The 17075-nt window shown below is 57.3% G+C and carries 13 protein-coding genes and 2 rRNA genes; 11 read left to right on the forward strand and 4 right to left on the reverse strand.

Annotation, left to right across the window (positions count from 1 at the left end):
* The first annotated feature begins 239 nt into the window (after nucleotides 1-239).
* The 7 genes from nrdH to emrB all read left to right on the forward strand — a co-directional run bounded on the left by nrdH (nucleotide 240) and on the right by emrB (nucleotide 8243).
* The gene (nrdH, locus tag HFD92_RS16470) at nucleotides 240-482 is read left to right on the forward strand and encodes a glutaredoxin-like protein NrdH (protein ID WP_009088556.1); all 243 of its coding nucleotides are present in this window, start codon (nucleotides 240-242) and stop codon (nucleotides 480-482) included.
* A 4-nt stretch (nucleotides 483-486) separates the two neighbouring features.
* Nucleotides 487-900, forward strand: coding sequence for a class Ib ribonucleoside-diphosphate reductase assembly flavoprotein NrdI (gene nrdI / locus HFD92_RS16475; RefSeq protein WP_009088554.1), 414 nt, complete (start codon nucleotides 487-489; stop codon nucleotides 898-900).
* Entirely contained in the window at nucleotides 870-3008 is a 2139-nt protein-coding gene (gene nrdE / locus HFD92_RS16480) for a class 1b ribonucleoside-diphosphate reductase subunit alpha (protein WP_167429275.1), read from the forward strand. The genes nrdI and nrdE overlap by 31 nt, the downstream gene beginning before the upstream one ends.
* An 8-nt stretch (nucleotides 3009-3016) precedes the next feature.
* Nucleotides 3017-3976 (forward strand): class 1b ribonucleoside-diphosphate reductase subunit beta, encoded by a 960-nt coding sequence (gene nrdF / locus HFD92_RS16485; RefSeq protein WP_111209037.1) that lies wholly within the window; start codon nucleotides 3017-3019, stop codon nucleotides 3974-3976.
* 855 nt (nucleotides 3977-4831) lie between these two features.
* Nucleotides 4832-5362, forward strand: a complete 531-nt coding sequence (gene mprA, locus HFD92_RS16490; RefSeq protein WP_003850381.1) for a transcriptional repressor MprA — start codon at nucleotides 4832-4834, stop codon at nucleotides 5360-5362.
* A gap of 153 nt (nucleotides 5363-5515) precedes the next feature.
* A complete protein-coding gene (emrA, locus tag HFD92_RS16495; protein ID WP_167429276.1) occupies nucleotides 5516-6691 on the forward strand; it encodes a multidrug efflux MFS transporter periplasmic adaptor subunit EmrA in 1176 nt (391 codons plus the stop codon).
* A 16-nt stretch (nucleotides 6692-6707) separates the two neighbouring features.
* Nucleotides 6708-8243, forward strand: a complete 1536-nt coding sequence (gene emrB / locus HFD92_RS16500) for a multidrug efflux MFS transporter permease subunit EmrB (RefSeq protein WP_009088545.1) — start codon at nucleotides 6708-6710, stop codon at nucleotides 8241-8243.
* Nucleotides 8244-8280: 37 nt separating this feature from the next.
* On the opposite strand, the gene HFD92_RS16505 is transcribed toward emrB, so the two are convergent.
* On the reverse strand, nucleotides 8281-9453 hold the full coding sequence (locus HFD92_RS16505) for a tRNA/rRNA methyltransferase (protein ID WP_167429277.1): 1173 nt from the start codon (nucleotides 9451-9453) through the stop codon (nucleotides 8281-8283).
* Nucleotides 9454-9612: 159 nt separating this feature from the next.
* On the opposite strand from HFD92_RS16505, the gene trxC reads away from it, so the two are divergent.
* The 4 genes from trxC to pssA all read left to right on the forward strand — a co-directional run bounded on the left by trxC (nucleotide 9613) and on the right by pssA (nucleotide 15047).
* A complete protein-coding gene (gene trxC / locus HFD92_RS16510) occupies nucleotides 9613-10032 on the forward strand; it encodes a thioredoxin TrxC (protein WP_009088541.1) in 420 nt (139 codons plus the stop codon).
* Nucleotides 10033-10113: 81 nt separating this feature from the next.
* Nucleotides 10114-10791 (forward strand): tRNA-uridine aminocarboxypropyltransferase, encoded by a 678-nt coding sequence (locus HFD92_RS16515; RefSeq protein ID WP_046102408.1) that lies wholly within the window; start codon nucleotides 10114-10116, stop codon nucleotides 10789-10791.
* A gap of 125 nt (nucleotides 10792-10916) precedes the next feature.
* Entirely contained in the window at nucleotides 10917-13574 is a 2658-nt protein-coding gene (locus tag HFD92_RS16520; RefSeq protein WP_167429278.1) for a bifunctional acetate--CoA ligase family protein/GNAT family N-acetyltransferase, read from the forward strand.
* Between the two features lie 117 nt (nucleotides 13575-13691).
* Nucleotides 13692-15047, forward strand: coding sequence for a CDP-diacylglycerol--serine O-phosphatidyltransferase (pssA, locus tag HFD92_RS16525; RefSeq protein WP_058957954.1), 1356 nt, complete (start codon nucleotides 13692-13694; stop codon nucleotides 15045-15047).
* Nucleotides 15048-15206: 159 nt separating this feature from the next.
* Here the strand turns inward: pssA and HFD92_RS16530 are convergent, their stop codons facing one another.
* The 3 genes from HFD92_RS16530 to HFD92_RS16540 form a co-directional block, all read right to left on the reverse strand.
* Complete coding sequence (locus HFD92_RS16530) at nucleotides 15207-16496, reverse strand: MFS family transporter (protein WP_009088534.1); 1290 nt, start codon at nucleotides 16494-16496, stop codon at nucleotides 15207-15209.
* A gap of 277 nt (nucleotides 16497-16773) precedes the next feature.
* Nucleotides 16774-16889 (reverse strand): 5S ribosomal RNA (rrf, locus tag HFD92_RS16535).
* 91 nt (nucleotides 16890-16980) lie between these two features.
* Nucleotides 16981-17075 (reverse strand): 23S ribosomal RNA (locus tag HFD92_RS16540); the annotation flags it as partial.

A 17075-nucleotide genomic window follows, 5' to 3' on the forward strand; every position in this document is an offset into this window, starting at 1 on the left:
CCCGTAAAATTTACAAAAGATTTTTTCCGCGTCGCAGGGCGCACGCCTGCTGGCTTTGGCCGTGTTGCGCAAATGCAAATCATAAAACCCTATATCTGGTGGGCTTGACCACCAAAACCCCTACATCTAGTATTTAACCCATCAGTCTGACACCCGATGTCCGCCAGAATGAAGCCGCAAATCAGGCGGGCGGCGTCATTGCCGGGCACCCGAACCGCATACAGAGGGAAATACGAATCATGCGCATTATTATTTACACTAAAGATAACTGTGTCCAGTGCAATGCCACGAAGAGTGCGATGGACCGTCAGGGTCTGACCTATCAGCTCATCAATCTCGACAGCCAGCCCGAGGCGATCGACAACCTGAAATCCCTGGGTTATCGCCAGGTGCCGGTGGTGATGGCGGATAACGATCACTGGAGCGGCTTCCGCCCGGACAAAATCGCCTCGCTGCGCACGCTGTCCGCTGTCGGGGGATAAACGCATGTTCCCGCTGGTCTATTTTTCCAGCCAGTCGGAAAACACCCACCGGTTTGTGACGCGCCTTGGCCTGCCAGCCCGGCGCATCCCGCTTGATGCCCGTCAGACGCTGCATATCGACCAGCCCTATATTCTGGTCGTGCCCAGCTATGGCGGTGGCAGCAGTCGCGGTGCCGTACCCGGTCAGGTGATTCAGTTTCTTAATGATGAGGCCAACCGGCGGGAAATCCGTGGCGTCATCGCCGCGGGCAACCGGAACTTCGGCGCCGGTTACTGTCTGGCGGGCAGCATCATTGCAAAAAAATGTCAGGTTCCTCTGCTCTATCGTTTTGAGCTGATGGGAACCCCGGACGACATCGCGAACGTTAAAGCGGGAGTAACCCAATTTTGGCAACAACAGACACCCTCAACGGCGTGACGCTCGACTATCACGCGCTCAACGCCATGCTCAACCTCTATGACGCGGAGGGGCGCATCCAGTTCGACAAGGATCGCGAAGCGACCCGTCAGTTTCATCTGCAGCATGTGGAGCCGAACACGGTGAAGTTTGCCAGCCGCGCCGAGCGTTTACGCTATCTGGTGGCGGAGAGCTATTATGAAGCTGAGGTGCTGAACCAGTACGATTTCGACTTCCTGCTTGCGCTGCATGAGGTGGCGGAGACGTGGGGATTTGAGTTCAAAACCTTCCTGGGTGCCTGGAAGTACTACACCAGCTACACGCTGAAGACCTTCGACGGCAAACGTTATCTTGAAACCTTTGAACAGCGCGCCTGCATGGTGGCGCTGACGCTGGCTCAGGGCGATGAAACCCTGGCGCGGGCGCTGCTGGAGGAGATCCTCAGCGGCCGCTTCCAGCCTGCCACTCCCACCTTTCTGAACTGCGGCAAGCAGCAGCGCGGCGAGCTGGTCTCCTGCTTCCTGCTGCGCATTGAAGACAACATGGAGTCCATTGGCCGTGCCGTGAACTCCGCGCTGCAGCTCTCAAAGCGCGGCGGCGGCGTCGCCTTTTTACTCTCCAACCTGCGTGAGTCCGGTGCGCCCATCAAGCGTATCGAAAACCAGTCGTCGGGCGTCATCCCGGTCATGAAGATGCTGGAGGATGCCTTCTCCTATGCCAATCAGCTGGGCGCTCGTCAGGGCGCGGGCGCGGTATGGCTGAACGCGCACCATCCCGATATTTTCCGCTTTCTCGACACCAAGCGCGAAAACGCCGATGAGAAGATCCGCATCAAGACCCTGTCGCTGGGTGTGGTGATCCCCGATGTCACCTTCCGGCTGGCGAAAGAGAACCAGCCGATGGCGCTGTTCTCGCCCTACGATGTTGAGCGCATTTACGGCCAGGCCTTTGGCGATATCAGCATCAGCGAGAAGTATGACGAGATGCTGGCCGACGATCGCATCCGCAAAACCTGGATTCAGCCGCGTGACTTCTTCCAGACGCTGGCCGAGATTCAGTTTGAGTCAGGCTACCCCTACATCATGTATGAGGACAGCGTGAACCGCAGCAATCCGATTGCCGGTCGCATCAATATGAGCAACCTCTGTTCAGAGATCCTGCAGGTGAACAGCGCCAGCGAGTATTTTGACGATCTCAGCTATCGCCGGGTCGGCAAAGATATCTCCTGCAATCTTGGCTCACTCAATATTGCCCACGCCATGGATTCCCGCGATCTGGCGCGCACCGTGGACGTGGCGGTACGCGCCCTGACCTCGGTGTCGATGATGAGTGAGATCGCGTCGGTGCCGTCGGTCGCCGAAGGAAACCGGCGGTCGCACGCCATTGGCCTGGGTCAGATGAACCTGCACGGCTATCTGGCGCGGGAAGGCATCGTCTACGGTTCGCCGGAAGCGCTCGATTTCACCAACCTCTACTTTTACTGCATCACCTATTACGCGCTGCGCACCTCTAATCAGCTGGCACAGGAGCGTCAGCAGAGCTTCGACGGTTTTGCTGATTCGCAGTACGCCAGCGGCGTCTATTTCGACAAATATCTGCAGCGCGAATGGCTGCCGCGCACCGAACGGGTGGCAAAACTGTTTACCGACGCCGGCGTGACGCTGCCGACCCGGGCGGACTGGCAAGCGCTGCGCGATGCGGTAATGCAGCACGGGCTGTTTAATCAGAACCTGCAGGCGATCCCACCGACCGGTTCGATCTCCTACATCAACCACGCCACCTCCAGTATCCATCCGATTGTTTCGCCGATCGAGATCCGCAAAGAGGGCAAAACCGGACGCGTTTACTATCCCGCGCCGTTCATGACCAATGAGAATCTGCATCTCTATCAGGATGCGTATCAGATTGGGCCGGAAGCGATTATTGATACCTATGCAGAAGCGACTCAGCACGTTGATCAGGGGCTGTCGCTGACGCTCTTTTTCCGCGACGACGTCACCACCCGTGACATCAACAAAGCACAGATTTACGCGTGGAAGAAAGGCATCAAAACGCTCTATTACATTCGACTGCGCCAGATGGCGCTTCAGGGCACGGAGGTTCAGGGCTGCGTCTCCTGCTCCCTGTGATAAACACTATGCAACTTAAACAGATTCAGGCCATTAACTGGAACCGTCTTCAGGATGAGAAAGATCTTGAGGTCTGGAACCGCCTCACCAGCAACTTCTGGCTGCCGGAGAAAGTGCCGCTCTCCAACGACCTGCCTGCCTGGCAGACGCTGGATAAACAGCAGCAGCAGCTGACCATCCGGGTTTTTACCGGTCTGACGCTGCTGGATACCATTCAGAACGTGATCGGTGCGCCGGGACTGATGGGCGATGCGATAACCCCGCATGAAGAGGCGGTGCTGTCGAATATCAGCTTTATGGAGGCGGTGCATGCCCGCTCCTACAGCTCCATCTTCTCAACCCTGTGCAACACGCAGGATGTGGATGCCGCCTATCAGTGGAGCGAAGAGAATGCGCCGCTGCAGAACAAGGCGCGCATCATTCTGGAACACTATCAGGCCGACGATCCGCTGAAGAAGAAAATCGCCAGCGTTTTCCTGGAGTCGTTTTTGTTCTATTCCGGCTTCTGGCTGCCGATGTACTGGTCGAGTCGCGGCAAGCTGACCAACACCGCGGATCTGATCCGCCTGATTATTCGTGATGAGGCGGTGCACGGTTATTACATTGGCTACAAGTTCCAGCAGGCGCTGGCGACGGTGGACGATCAGCGCCGCGAAGCGCTGCAGCAGTTCGCATACGATCTGTTGCTGGCATTGTATGAGAATGAAGTGGCTTATACCGAAGCGCTGTATGGTGAGGTCGGCTGGGTGGAGGAGGTGAAGACCTTTCTGCACTACAACGCCAATAAGGCCCTGATGAATCTCGGCTACGAGGCGCTGTTCCCGGCGGAGCTGACGGCGGTGAATCCGGCCATTCTGTCAGCGCTGTCACCCAACGCAGATGAAAACCACGACTTCTTCTCCGGTTCGGGCTCATCCTATGTGATGGGTAAGGCGGTTGAGACGGAAGATGAGGACTGGAACTTCTGATGGCGGGCAGGTGGTCGTGATCTGAAAGCGTTTCTTCATTCAGACGGCGCCAAAACTTAAAGCGATGGGAGCATACGCCTGTAGCAAAGCATAGCGGGCCAGGGATGGCCCGCGCTGAGCATGCCATGGATGGCATCTTTTGCGTCTTTGCGAAAGGCGTATGCTTCCTGAGCCTATTCGCATAACGTCACCCGTAAATCCTCTACCGAGGTTTAAACCTCTTGTTATGACTGGTCTGGCCTGCTAATAAACATGCGTGTGAAATAGTTTTTTGAGTTATTATTAACCTCATATGATTATTAGCGAACGACACGGTTTATGCCTGCGCCCCGTCAGGGTCTGACGCCCGTTTCAGTGCTCCCGCAGTCGGTAGCCACCGGCCTCTGCGTGGGCAGCAACGACGACGTTCAGCCCCTGCTCATACGATTGCTCAGCACTCTTTCCTCTCTGTCAGCCTCGCCGGAGCACCCTGTCACGTCTCAGAGGGTGAAATCGGCCTGCCGGGTCGGGTGGGAGCCGGCGGATCGCATGCTGAACCCGAAAAATTCACTGAACTCTGTCCGGAAAGCGGATTGCATCTGGTCACAAATGGTTAGGTTTGTTATGGTTAGCAGCAAACCTATTCACTTCAGTTATTTTTCCTCGCGATATTATTAAATTTGCCCCCTTTTTGATAACGCTCTGGCACTGCGGCTGCCGCCGGGCGGACGGGTTTTTGACCCAGGGCCAGGGAATGGCCTGGAACACCTTTAATGGTGCAGCGTGCGTCGGTCAGCGATCACCTGCCGAAAAGTGACTACGCTTAGCCTGTCACCATAGTTATTATACAAGTTGCAATTAGTGAGGTTTTTTTTAATGGAAAGTTCGTTTACTCCCATTGAGCAGATGCTAAACATCCGTGCCAATCGCCATAAGGATTTTCCGTTACAGGAAATTATCCTGACGCGTCTCTGTATGCATATGCAGGGTAAACTGCTGGACAATCGTAATAAGATGTTGAAAGCACAGGGGATCAACGAAACCCTGTTTATGGCGCTGATCACGCTGGATGCTCAGGAAAATCACAGCATTCAGCCTTCGGAACTCAGCTCGGCCCTCGGCTCGTCACGCACCAATGCTACGCGCATTGCTGATGAGCTGGAAAAACGCGGCTGGATTGAGCGTCGCGAAAGCGATCACGACCGCCGCTGCCTGCACCTGCATCTGACCGACAAAGGCATGGAGTTCCTGCGTCAGCTGCTGCCCCCGCAGCATCAGAGCCTGCAATATCTCTGGTCTTCGCTGTCGGTTGATGAGAAGTCGCAGCTGGAAGGGATTACCCGCAAGCTGCTTAATCGCCTCGACAAAATGGATGAAGATCAGCTGATCGCCTCACTGTCCCGCTGATAGCAATAAGTGCGACACAATCACCTGTCGGAATCGTTATTTTAAGTTCCTTTTTTATCTGGCCAGCGCTCAGTCGCTGGCTTTTTCGACTCGGGCGCCGGCGGACAGGGATCCCTGCCCCTACCCGACTCAATGGAATACGTGGAGAAAGACATGAGTGCAACGGCAGAAGCACAGAGCCCGCAACCGTCAGTCAGCAACAAAAAGAAGAAGCGCAAAGGTGTGCTCATTGTGCTGGCGCTGATCTTTGTGCTGATTGGGATTGCCTGGGGTGTTTACTGGTTCCTGGTACTGCGCCATTTTCAGGAAACGGATGATGCCTACGTTGCCGGTAATCAGGTGCAGGTGATGGCCCAGGTCTCCGGCAGCGTCAATAAAGTCTGGTTTGAAGATACCGACTACGTCAAAAAAGGCGATGTGCTGGTTTCCCTGGATAAGACCGATGCCGAGCAGGCGTTTGAAAAAGCGCAGACGGCCCTCGCCACCAGCGTGCGTCAGACGCATCAGCTGATGATCAACGGTAAGCAGTATGAAGCCAGCATCACCCTGCAGCAGACCGCTCTGGCCCAGGCGCAGGCTGACCTGAAACGCCGGGAGCCCCTAGGTGCCGCTAATCTGATTGGCCGTGAAGAGCTGCAGCACGCCCGCGACGCCGTGGCGACCGCCAAAGCGCAGCTGGACGTTGCCGTTCAGCAATACAATGCCAATCAGGCGATGATCCTCAATACCACGCTGGAAAATCAGCCTGCGGTGCAGCAGAGCGCCGCTGAACTGCGTGACGCCTGGCTGGCCCTGCAGCGAACCGACATCCGCAGCCCGATGGACGGTTATGTCTCCCGTCGCAGCGTTCAGGTGGGTTCACAAATCTCCACCAGCACCCCGCTGCTGGCCGTTGTTCCGGCAACCAATCTGTGGGTCGACGCCAACTTTAAAGAGACACAGCTGGCTGGCGTGCGTATTGGCCAGCCCGCTACCGTGGTGGCTGATATCTATGGTGATGATGTGGTCTATCACGGCAAAGTCGCCGGTCTGGATATGGGCACCGGCAGCGCCTTCTCGCTGCTGCCCGCCCAGAATGCCACCGGTAACTGGATTAAGGTGGTTCAGCGCCTGCCGGTGCGAATCGAACTGAATCAGGACGATATCGCCAGACATCCGCTGCGTATTGGCCTCTCAACGCTGGTGAAGATCGATACCACCAGCAAAGAGGGCATTACGCTGGCGAATAGCGTTCGTCAGCAGGCCGCTTACAGCAGCAACGCCCTGGCGATTGACCTTGCGCCGGTCAATAAACTGATCACCGATATCGTCCGCGCCAACGCCGGATGATGGCGCGGAGGCTGTAATGGCACAAAAACCGCTTGAAGGGATGCCGCTGGTCCTGATGACCGTGGCGCTGTCGCTGGCCACGTTCATGCAGGTGCTGGACTCGACCATCGCCAACGTGGCTATCCCCACCATTGCCGGAAACCTGGGCGCGTCTAACTCGCAGGGAACCTGGGTGATCACCTCGTTTGGCGTAGCCAATGCGATTTCGATCCCCCTGACCGGCTGGCTGGCCAGACGCATCGGTGAAGTGAAGCTCTTTACCTGGGCGACCATTCTGTTTGCTGTCGCCTCCTGGGCGTGCGGCATGTCAGAGAGCCTGGAGATGCTGATCTTCTTCCGTATCCTGCAGGGGATCGTGGCGGGTCCGCTGATCCCGCTGTCGCAAAGTCTGTTGCTCAGTAACTATCCGCCCGCTAAACGCAGTATCGCGCTGTCGCTGTGGGCGATGACGGTGATCGTAGCGCCGATCTGCGGCCCGATTCTGGGCGGCTGGATCAGCGACAACTATCACTGGGGCTGGATCTTCTTCATCAACGTACCGATTGGTGCGGTGGTGGTGATGCTGACGCTGCAGACGCTGCGTGGCCGGGAAACCAAAACCGAAATCCGTCCCATCGATACGGTCGGTCTGGTGCTGCTGGTCGTCGGGATCGGCTGTCTGCAGGTGATGCTCGATCGCGGGAAAGAGCTCGACTGGTTCAGCTCGACGGAGATCATCGTGCTGGGGGTAGTGGCCGTGATTGCGCTCTCCGTGCTGCTGGTGTGGGAGCTGACGGACGATCATCCGATCATCGACCTGTCGCTGTTTAAGTCGCGCAATTTCACTATCGGCTGCCTGTCGATCAGTCTGGCTTACATGCTCTACTTTGGCTCGATTGTGCTGCTGCCGCAGCTGCTGCAGGAGGTCTACGGCTATACCGCGACCTGGGCCGGTCTGGCCTCTGCGCCGGTGGGGATCATCCCCGTGATCCTGTCGCCGATTATCGGTCGCTTCGCCCACAAGCTCGACATGCGACGGCTGGTCACCTTCAGTTTCATTATGTATGCGGTCTGCTTCTACTGGCGCGCCTGGACGTTTGAACCGGGTATGGACTTCGGCGCTTCCGCCTGGCCGCAGTTTATTCAGGGCTTTGCCGTGGCCTGCTTCTTTATGCCGCTGACCACCATCACGCTGTCGGGCCTTCCCCCGGAGCGTCTGGCGGCCGCTTCCAGCCTGTCAAACTTCCTGCGAACCTTTGCCGGGTCAGTGGGTACGTCGATTACCACCACCATGTGGACCAATCGCGAGTCAATGCATCACAGCTATCTGACGGAGTCGATTACCCCGTACAACGTCAATTCGCAGCAGATGTACAGCCAGCTGGAGGGCATGGGGATGACGCAGCAACAGGCGTCAGCCTGGATCGCGCAGCAGATCACTAACCAGGGACTGATTATTTCAGCGAATGAAATTTTCTGGGCGTCGGCGGGGGTGTTTCTGATCCTGCTGGTGCTGATCTGGTTTGCCCGTCCGCCGTTTGGCGCGGGCGGCGGTGGCGGCGGCGCGCACTGATGAGACAAAGCAAAACGGGCCTTTCGGCCCGTTTTTTTTATGCGTTCTGACGCCACCATTCGGCGAGCAGCACGCCGGTAGCAACCGAGACGTTAAGGCTCTCGACGTTGCCGGTGCCGCCAATCGACACGCTCATATCCCCCTGCTGAAACGCCGTGTCAGAGAGACCTTCGCGCTCCTGACCTAACACCAGCACCATTTTTTCCGGCAGCTCAGCCTGAGCCAGGGGCGTACCCTGATGGCTGGAGGTGGTGACGATGGTGTAACCCGCTTTGCGAAACGCTTCCAGACCTTCACTGAAGGTGGCACCGCTGATCGCCTGCACATGCTCGGCTCCGCCCTCTGCGGTTCGCACCGCCGCACCGGACTCCAGCAGAGAGGCGTCGTTGACCAGCAGACCTTTCACGCCAAAGTGCGCGCAGCTGCGCATGATTGCGCCGAGGTTATGCGGGTTGCTGACATCTTCCAGTGCCAGTACACAATCTTTGGCATTCGCCTGCCCCAGCCACTCAGAAACCGCCATACCCATGCGCTTTTTGATCAGGAAGCAGACGCCGCCATGATGCTCAGTGCCGGAGGCTTTGGTGATCTCGGCATCTTCAACCACATGATAGGCTTTGCGGTTGGCCGCCAGCCAGCGCAGGGTTTCGCGGAAACGCGGTGTCACTTCCTGCACAAACCAGGCGCGGACAATCGCTTCCGGACGGCTCTGGAACAGGGCCTGACAGGCGTTCTCACCATAGACGCGCGTCTCTTCGTTACGCTGACGGCGAATCTGCTCCGGATCGACGAAGCTCTTGCCGCTGATGCCACCGTGATCCGGCTTGTCGCTTTCTGACGCCGCGGTGCGATCGGCAGAAGGCGCGCGTGACACGGTCCGCCATGGGGAGTCGCTGCTGCCGTAGCTACGATCGTCGGAGCGCTCGTTGCGACGGCCTGAACCCTCACCCGAGCGGCGTGGCGCACCCCGTCTGCCTTCGTCGCGGCGCGCTGAACCGCTGCGTCCGCTGTCGTCGCTGCGACGACCCGCAGAGCGGCCGCCTTCCTGGCTACGTTCTGTGCGGGAACCCGATGAACGACGATTATCATCCTGGCGGGCGGCAGCGTAACCACCTTTGCCTGTACGAGGATTAGATGTGCTCTTTTCATCCTCGCCACGCACGTACATCACCTTAACCTTACCGCTTTTGCCTTTAAATTCGTCGTTCATGTCTTCCTCCTGCATTGAGAGCGCGCAGATTACCTGATGTGCCGGCGCTTAGCTATCAACTATTGAACCTATAGAGCGATCCAGATTGAGGGTAAATCGCTCCCCTTTCATAATGGACAATAATTACCAGACTGACACTTTCCAACTTCAGAGGTTCCTATGAATACGGTATGCGCTTCCTGCCAGGCAACTAATCGCGTTCCCGAAGAGCGCCTTGCCGATGCGGCGAAATGCGGACGCTGTGGAAGCGAACTGTTCGACGGTGAAGTGGTCAACGCCACCGCCGCGACCTTCGACAAATATCTTCAGGACGACCTGCCCGTCGTGATTGATTTCTGGGCGCCGTGGTGCGGTCCGTGCGTCAACTTTGCGCCGGTCTTTAAAGATGTCGCCAGTGAGCGCAGCGGTAAAGTGCGCTTCATTAAAGTGAACACCGAAGCGGAACCGGCGCTGAGCGCCCGCTTCAACATTCGCAGTATCCCGACCATCATGCTGTTTAAAAACGGCGAGCGGGTCGACATGCTGAACGGTGCCATGCCCAAAGCGCCGTTTAACGAATGGCTGGATGAATCCCTTTAATCTTCCCAGGCCAGCCCGGCTGGCCTTTTCCTTTTCGCCTGCGCTTCGATTACACTGACGTTTTTCCTGCCCTGAATACTCATGTCTGATAATGCTGTTTTGCGCTTGCGCACCCAACGTCTCGCCCGCGCGACCCGTCCTTTCCTCGCGCGCGGAAACCGGGTCATTCGCTGCCAGGGCTGCCTGCTGCCCGAGGCCAGCTGTCTCTGCAGCCAGATCGTCCCGCAAGCCGCCCGCAGCCGCTTTTGTCTGGTGATGTTTGATACCGAGCCGATGAAGCCGAGCAACACCGGCCGTCTGATTGCCGATATTCTGCCCGACACCCAGGCCTTCGGCTGGTCACGCACCGAGCCCGATCCGCTGCTGCTGGCGGCTGTGCGCAACCCCGATTACCAGCCGCTGGTGGTCTTTCCGGCCAGCTATGCCGATCCGGGCCGGGAGGTGCTGACCTCGCCGCCCGCGCAGGGGAAACCGCCGCTGTTTATTATGCTGGATGGCACCTGGACCGAAGCGCGCAAAATGTTCCGCAAAAGCCCCTGGCTCGATGCCCTGCCGGTCATGTCGCTGAATGTCACTACCCCTTCGCGTTACACGCTACGCGAAGCCCATGGCGCAGGTCAGCACTGTACCGCCGAAGTCGCCGCGGCGCTGCTGGAGCAGGCGGGCGATAGGCTTGCGGCAGACGCGTTATCTCACCATTTTGATCGCTTTCGTGCCGCCTACCTGGCGGGCAAACCGCATCATGCCGGGCAGGATTAACCCGCCCCGCTTCTCACCGGTTGCCTGAGGCCTGCGCGGCCGGATGCTCAGGCTGCGATCTGCCCGAAAGCACGGCCCGCAAAAAGCGTTTACAATCACGCAAATCCTGAACTCTGGAGGACGCGATGAGTCAACGTGGGCTGGAAGCGCTGTTACGACCTAAATCCATTGCGGTTATTGGTGCCTCGGTGACGCCGGGGCGCGCCGGCTACTTTATGATGCGAAACCTGCTGGCGGGCGGATTCAGCGGACCGGTGCTGCCGGTGACGCCGAAATATAAGGCGGTCAGCGGTGTCCTGGCCTGGCCCACCATCGACAGCCTGCCTTTCGCGCCGGATCTGGCGGTCATCTGCACCCATTCAAAGCGCAACCTTGCGCTGCTGCAACAGCTCGGCGAAAAAGGCTGCAAGGCCTGCATCATCCTTTCGGCCCCCGCCAGCCAGTCTGCTGAACTTAAAGCGTGCGCCAGTCAGTGGCAGATACGCCTGCTGGGACCAAACAGTCTTGGCCTGCTGGCCCCCTGGCAGGGATTAAATGCCAGCTTCTCACCGGTGCCGATAGCCAAAGGCCGACTCGCCTTTATCTCCCAGTCCGCCGCCGTCTCGAATACCATTCTCGACTGGGCGCAGCAGCGTAACCTCGGGTTCTCCTGGTTTATCGCGCTGGGTGACAGCCTGGACACCGATGTCGACGACCTGCTCGACTTCCTGGCGCGCGACGGTAAAACCAGCGCCATTCTGCTCTACCTTGAACACCTCAGTGACGCACGCCGTTTCGTTTCCGCCTCGCGCAGTGCCTCCCGCAACAAGCCGATTCTGGTGATTAAGAGCGGTCGCAGCCGTGAAGCGCAGGCGCTGCTCGGCACTCACAGCGGCCTGGATGCGGCCTGGGATGCCGCCATTCAGCGTGCCGGGTTGCTACGGGTGCAGGATACCCATGAACTCTTCTCTGCGGTGGAATCGCTGAGTCATATGCGGCCGCTGCGGGGTGACCGGCTGATGATCGTCAGTAATGGTGCCGCCCCTGCTGCGCTGGCGCTGGATGAGCTCTATGCCCGCAACGGCAAACTGGCACAGCTCAGCGAACAGACCCGTCAGCAGCTGGAGGCGCTGCTGCCCGCAGGCGCGGGCCGGGGCAATCCGCTCGACTTAAAGGATGATGCAACGCCCGCGCGCTATGCCGCCTGTGTGGAGATCCTGCTCGACAGTCATGACTTTGATGCGCTGATGATTATTCATGCGCCAAGCGCGGTTGCGCCCCCTACCGAAACGGCCAGCCACCTTATCGAAACCCTTGCCCGTCACCCGCGCGGTAAGCGGGTAACCCTGCTGACTAACTGGAGCGGAGAGTTCTCTTCGCAGGCGGCACGACGCGCCTTTACCCAAGCGGGAATCCCCACCTGGCGCACGCCGGAGGGCACCGTCACCGCGTTTATGCATCAGGTTGAATACCGGCGTAACCAGAAGCAGCTGCGCGAAACCCCTGCCCTCCCCGCGACGCTGACGCAGGATAGCGCGCATGTTCACCAGTTACTCTCCCAGGCCCTGGCGCGCGGGATCACGGCGCTGGATACGCACGAAGTGCAGCCGGTTCTTCAGGCATACGGGCTGACCACGCTGCCGACCTGGATTGCCAGCGACAGCGCGTCGGCCGTAACGATTGCCGACCAGATTGGCTATCCGGTCGCGCTCAAGCTGCGTTCACCCGATATCGCGCATAAGTCGGAGGTGCAGGGGGTAATGCTCTACCTGCGCAATGCCAGTGAAGTGGAGCGCGCCGCCGAAGCCATTTTCGATCGGGTCAGGCAGACGCTGCCGCAGGCGCGTATTGAAGGGCTACTGGTTCAGGGCATGGCAAGCCGTGCGGGCGCACAGGAGCTGCGGGTTGTGGTCGAACAGGATGCACTGTTTGGTCCGATCATCATGCTGGGCGAAGGCGGCGTCGAGTGGCAGGCTGACAAACAGGCCGCCGTTGCGCTGCCGCCGCTCAACATGACGCTGGCGCGCTATCTGGTGATTCAGGCAATCAAGAGCGGAAAAATCCGCAGCCGCAGCGCCCTGAATCCGCTGGATATCGCCGGGTTAAGTCAGCTGCTGGTGCAGGTCTCAAACCTGGTGGTCGACTGCCCGGAAATCGATCGGCTCGATATCCATCCGCTGCTGGCAGCGGGTAGTGATTTTACCCTGCTGGACGTCACCCTGACGCTGGTCCCCTTCCACGGTGACAATGAAGCACGGCTGGCTATCCGCCCTTATCCGCAGCATCTGGAAGAGCAGGTCGAATTAAAAGATGGGCAGTTCTGCCTGTTCCGTCCCATCCTGCCTGAAGATGAACCCCTGCTGCGCGACTTTATCAGCCAGGTCACGAAAGAGGATCTCTACTACCGCTACTTCAGCGAAATCAATGAGTTTACCCATGAAGACCTCGCCAACATGACGCAAATCGATTATGACCGTGAGATGGCGATTGTGGCCGTGCGTCAGCATCAGGGACACCCTGAGATCATCGGCGTCACGCGCGCTATCTCAGATGCCGATAACATCGACGCCGAGTTCTCGGTGCTGGTGCGTTCAGACCTCAAAGGGCTGGGTATGGGGCGCCGCCTGCTGGAAAAGATGATCCGCTATACGCGCCATCACGGCTTGCAACAATTAAACGGTATCACCATGCCCCATAACCGGGGCATGATTACGCTGGCACGAAAACTTAACTTTCATGTTGATATTCAACTGGATGACGGTATTGTCAGCCTGAAATTGCCTTTACAGGAGGGGATCAACTAACCTTGTAGAGAAAGGTAAAAAAGGTTCGGGTCGACGGAGTTAATGTTATTATTTATGGTTATAACCCTGATTTGATGGCAAAAGGCCATGCAATGAACAGAGAAGAAGTGCACTGTGATGTTGTCTAAATTCAAACGTAATAAACACCAACAACACCTCGCACAGTTGCCGAAACTGTCACAATCCGTTGCGGATGTGTCGACACTTTACTCGCCTGCCGAATTTCGTGAGACGCTGCTGGAAAAAATTGCCGCAGCGCAGACCCGCATCTGTATCGTTGCGCTCTATCTGGAAAATGATGACGCCGGGCGCGCCATCATGGATGCGCTCTACCGTGCGAAGCAGGCGCGTCCGGAACTGGATATTTCAATTCTGGTTGACTGGCATCGTGCACAGCGTGGACGCATTGGTGCCGCGCGAGGCGTCACTAACGCTGACTGGTATTGCGAAATGGCGACCCGCCATGCCGACATTGCGATTCCGGTGTATGGCATCCCGGTTAATACCCGCGAAGCGCTGGGTGTGCTCCATCTGAAAGGCTTCATTATTGATGACACGCTGATTTACAGCGGAGCCAGCATTAATGATGTCTATCTGCATCAGCATGATAAATATCGCTATGACCGCTACCAGATCATCCGCAATGCTCAGCTGACCGATACCATGTATGCCTGGATCGATCTCAACCTTAAGCCAGCAGAAGCGGTCAACCGGCTCGATGTGGCTGAACGCCCTTCCAGTCCTGAAATCAAAAATGAAACGCGTCAGTTTCGTCAGGATCTGCGTGGCTTTAACTATCAGTTCGACGGAAATGCGGGTAACGAAGAGCTGGCGGTCACCCCGCTGGTGGGACTGGGTAAGCATAGCCTGCTGAACAAAACGATTTTCCACCTGATGCCCTGTGCAGAGCAGAAACTCATTATCTGCACCCCCTACTTCAACCTGCCTGCGCTGCTGGTTCGCAATATCATTCATCTGCTGCGTCAGGGTAAGCAGGTTGAGATCATTGTGGGGGATAAAACCGCCAATGACTTCTACATCGCCCCCGATCAGCCCTTCAAGATCATTGGTGCGCTGCCTTATCTCTATGAGATTAACCTGCGTCGCTTCCTGAGCCGCCTGCAATACTACGTCAGCAACGAACAGCTGGTCGTACGGTTGTGGAAGGATGGCGAGAACAGCTATCACCTCAAAGGGATGTGGGTGGATGATGAGTGGCAGCTGATCACCGGTAATAATCTCAATCCGCGCGCATGGCGACTCGATCTGGAAAATGCGGTGCTGATCCACGATCCGCATCAGGAGTTAGCAGTCCAGCGTGAGAAGGAGCTGACGTTAATCCGGCAGCACACCACGGTCGTGAACCATTTCCGTGAACTCGAAAGTATTGCGGATTATCCAGCCAAGGTGCGGAAACTGATCCGCCGTCTGCGCCGGATCCGTATCGATCGCTTAATCAGCCGTATTCTTTAAAAGGTTGACGCTCAGAGGCCGCACTGTGTGAATCCTGCGGCCCGGAGCAGGCAAAGATGGATATGAGAGCCGATCGGATGGCTCAGGCTGGAGCTTCACCCGGGATGCCGCCGGTACAGCCAGCGGCATTGCCCCTTAGAATCTGAGCCAGTAATCGCGTCAGAGCCTGATTCCCTTCCCGCGCTTATGCAGTAACAGCGACACCACAAAGGCCACCGCCCCCATCGCGGAGACATACCAGAAGAAGGTTGTCTCAATACCCTGCTTCTTCATCAGTAAGGCCACATACTCGGCCGACCCACCGAAAATCGCATTGGCGACCGCATAGGAGAGTCCTACCCCCAGCGCACGCACCTGAGGCGGAAACATTTCGGCTTTAAGGATGCCGCTGATGGCGGTGTAGAAGCTGGTGATTAGCAGCGCCAGCATGATCAACACGAAAGCCACGCCGGGGCTCTGCACATTTTGCAGCAGGGTCAGGATCGGGACTGTACAGATGGCCGCGCCCGCGCCAAAAATCATCATTGAGGTACGGCGGCCAATTTTATCTGACAGGGCCCCAATAATGGGCTGAATCAGCATAAAGACCAGCAGTGCGCCGGTCATCAGGCCGCTGGCGGTCTTAGGATCCATTCCCGAGGTGTTAACCAGATACTTCTGCATGTAGGTCGTGAACGTGTAGAAACTCAGAGAGCCGCCAGCGGTGAAACCCAGCACCATCAGGAAGGGACGGGTATGATTGCGCAGCAACCCGATTACGCTTCCTGCATCGCGATGTTCACGGCTGGTTTTATCTGAGGTCTCTTCCAGCGATCGGCGCAGCCAGAGCGCAACAACGGCGAGCAGCGCACCAAGGAAGAACGGAATACGCCAGCCCCAGCTCCGCAGTTCTGCATCGGTGAGCAGAAACTGCAACACCACGACGGTGAGCACTGCGGCTAACTGGCCTCCGATCAGCGTGACATACTGGAATGAGGCGTAAAAACCTTTGCGCCCTTCCAGCGCAACTTCGCTCATGTAGGTTGCGCTGGTTCCATACTCGCCCCCTACCGACAGGCCCTGAAACATACGCGCCAGCAGCAGAATGACCGGAGCCGCCACACCAATGGAGGCATAACCGGGTAAGCAGGCGATCACCAGTGAGCCAAAACACATCATACAGACTGAAACCAGCATCGAATTTTTTCGGCCATGTTTGTCGCCGATATAGCCGAACAGCCAGCCCCCTATCGGACGCATTAAGAAGCCGGCCGCAAATACGCCCGCTGTCTGGAGCAGCTGGGTCGTGGTATCGCCCTGCGGGAAGAAAATGTGGGCAAAATAGAGTGAGAAGAATGAATAGACATAAAAGTCGAACCACTCTACCAGGTTACCCGATGACGCACCGACGATGGCCCAGATACGCTTTTTTGTATCATCCGTCTGCATTTTATTTGTTGTGGGTGTCATGCCTTACCTCTGTTCCTTGCTGATCAACAGCGTTTAAAGTATGAGTAAAGCATTTAAGTCCACGGAAGGTAAAGGCGGCCTAATCTGAGATTATTATTGTGAGCCGCATCGCTAATTATCGAAAAATCAGCGGTTTGCTGGCGATAAAGGCAGGGAAAATGGAGAGTCAGAAAGTGAAGGAATGCAGAGGATCAGTACCGCATTTCAGTTTAAAACAGAAAAATTCAGACGTAAAAAAGCCCCGCACGTCGGTGCGGGGCTTCTTCACTTATATAATGCCTGGCAGTTCCCTACTCTCGCATGGGGAGGCCCCACACTACCATCGGCGCTACGGCGTTTCACTTCTGAGTTCGGCATGGGGTCAGGTGGGACCACCGCGCTAAAGCCGCCAGGCAAATCTGTTTTCCGCGCCGCCACAGGGGCCGCGCAGACGTATCCGTCACAAACTGAAAATCGCGTCTCTCAAAAACGCCTCTGGCGTTGTAAGGTTAAGCCTCACGGGTCATTAGTACCGGTTAGCTCAACGCATCGCTGCGCTTACACACCCGGCCTATCAACGTCGTCGTCTTCAACGTCCCT

The organism is Pantoea sp. EKM101V, from assembly GCF_011800325.1.
Lineage (GTDB): Bacteria > Pseudomonadota > Gammaproteobacteria > Enterobacterales > Enterobacteriaceae > Pantoea > Pantoea anthophila.

Coding starts and splice junctions, on each gene's coding strand:
- nrdI (WP_009088554.1), top strand. CDS start 487: ATGTTCCCGCTGGTCTATTTTTCCAGCCAGTCGGAAAACACCCACCGG.
- emrA (WP_167429276.1), top strand. CDS start 5,516: ATGAGTGCAACGGCAGAAGCACAGAGCCCGCAACCGTCAGTCAGCAAC.
- mprA (WP_003850381.1), top strand. CDS start 4,832: ATGGAAAGTTCGTTTACTCCCATTGAGCAGATGCTAAACATCCGTGCC.
- trxC (WP_009088541.1), top strand. CDS start 9,613: ATGAATACGGTATGCGCTTCCTGCCAGGCAACTAATCGCGTTCCCGAA.
- HFD92_RS16515 (WP_046102408.1), top strand. CDS start 10,114: ATGTCTGATAATGCTGTTTTGCGCTTGCGCACCCAACGTCTCGCCCGC.
- HFD92_RS16505 (WP_167429277.1), bottom strand. CDS start 9,453: ATGAACGACGAATTTAAAGGCAAAAGCGGTAAGGTTAAGGTGATGTAC.
- nrdH (WP_009088556.1), top strand. CDS start 240: ATGCGCATTATTATTTACACTAAAGATAACTGTGTCCAGTGCAATGCC.
- emrB (WP_009088545.1), top strand. CDS start 6,708: ATGGCACAAAAACCGCTTGAAGGGATGCCGCTGGTCCTGATGACCGTG.
- HFD92_RS16530 (WP_009088534.1), bottom strand. CDS start 16,496: ATGACACCCACAACAAATAAAATGCAGACGGATGATACAAAAAAGCGT.
- nrdF (WP_111209037.1), top strand. CDS start 3,017: ATGCAACTTAAACAGATTCAGGCCATTAACTGGAACCGTCTTCAGGAT.
- HFD92_RS16520 (WP_167429278.1), top strand. CDS start 10,917: ATGAGTCAACGTGGGCTGGAAGCGCTGTTACGACCTAAATCCATTGCG.
- pssA (WP_058957954.1), top strand. CDS start 13,692: ATGTTGTCTAAATTCAAACGTAATAAACACCAACAACACCTCGCACAG.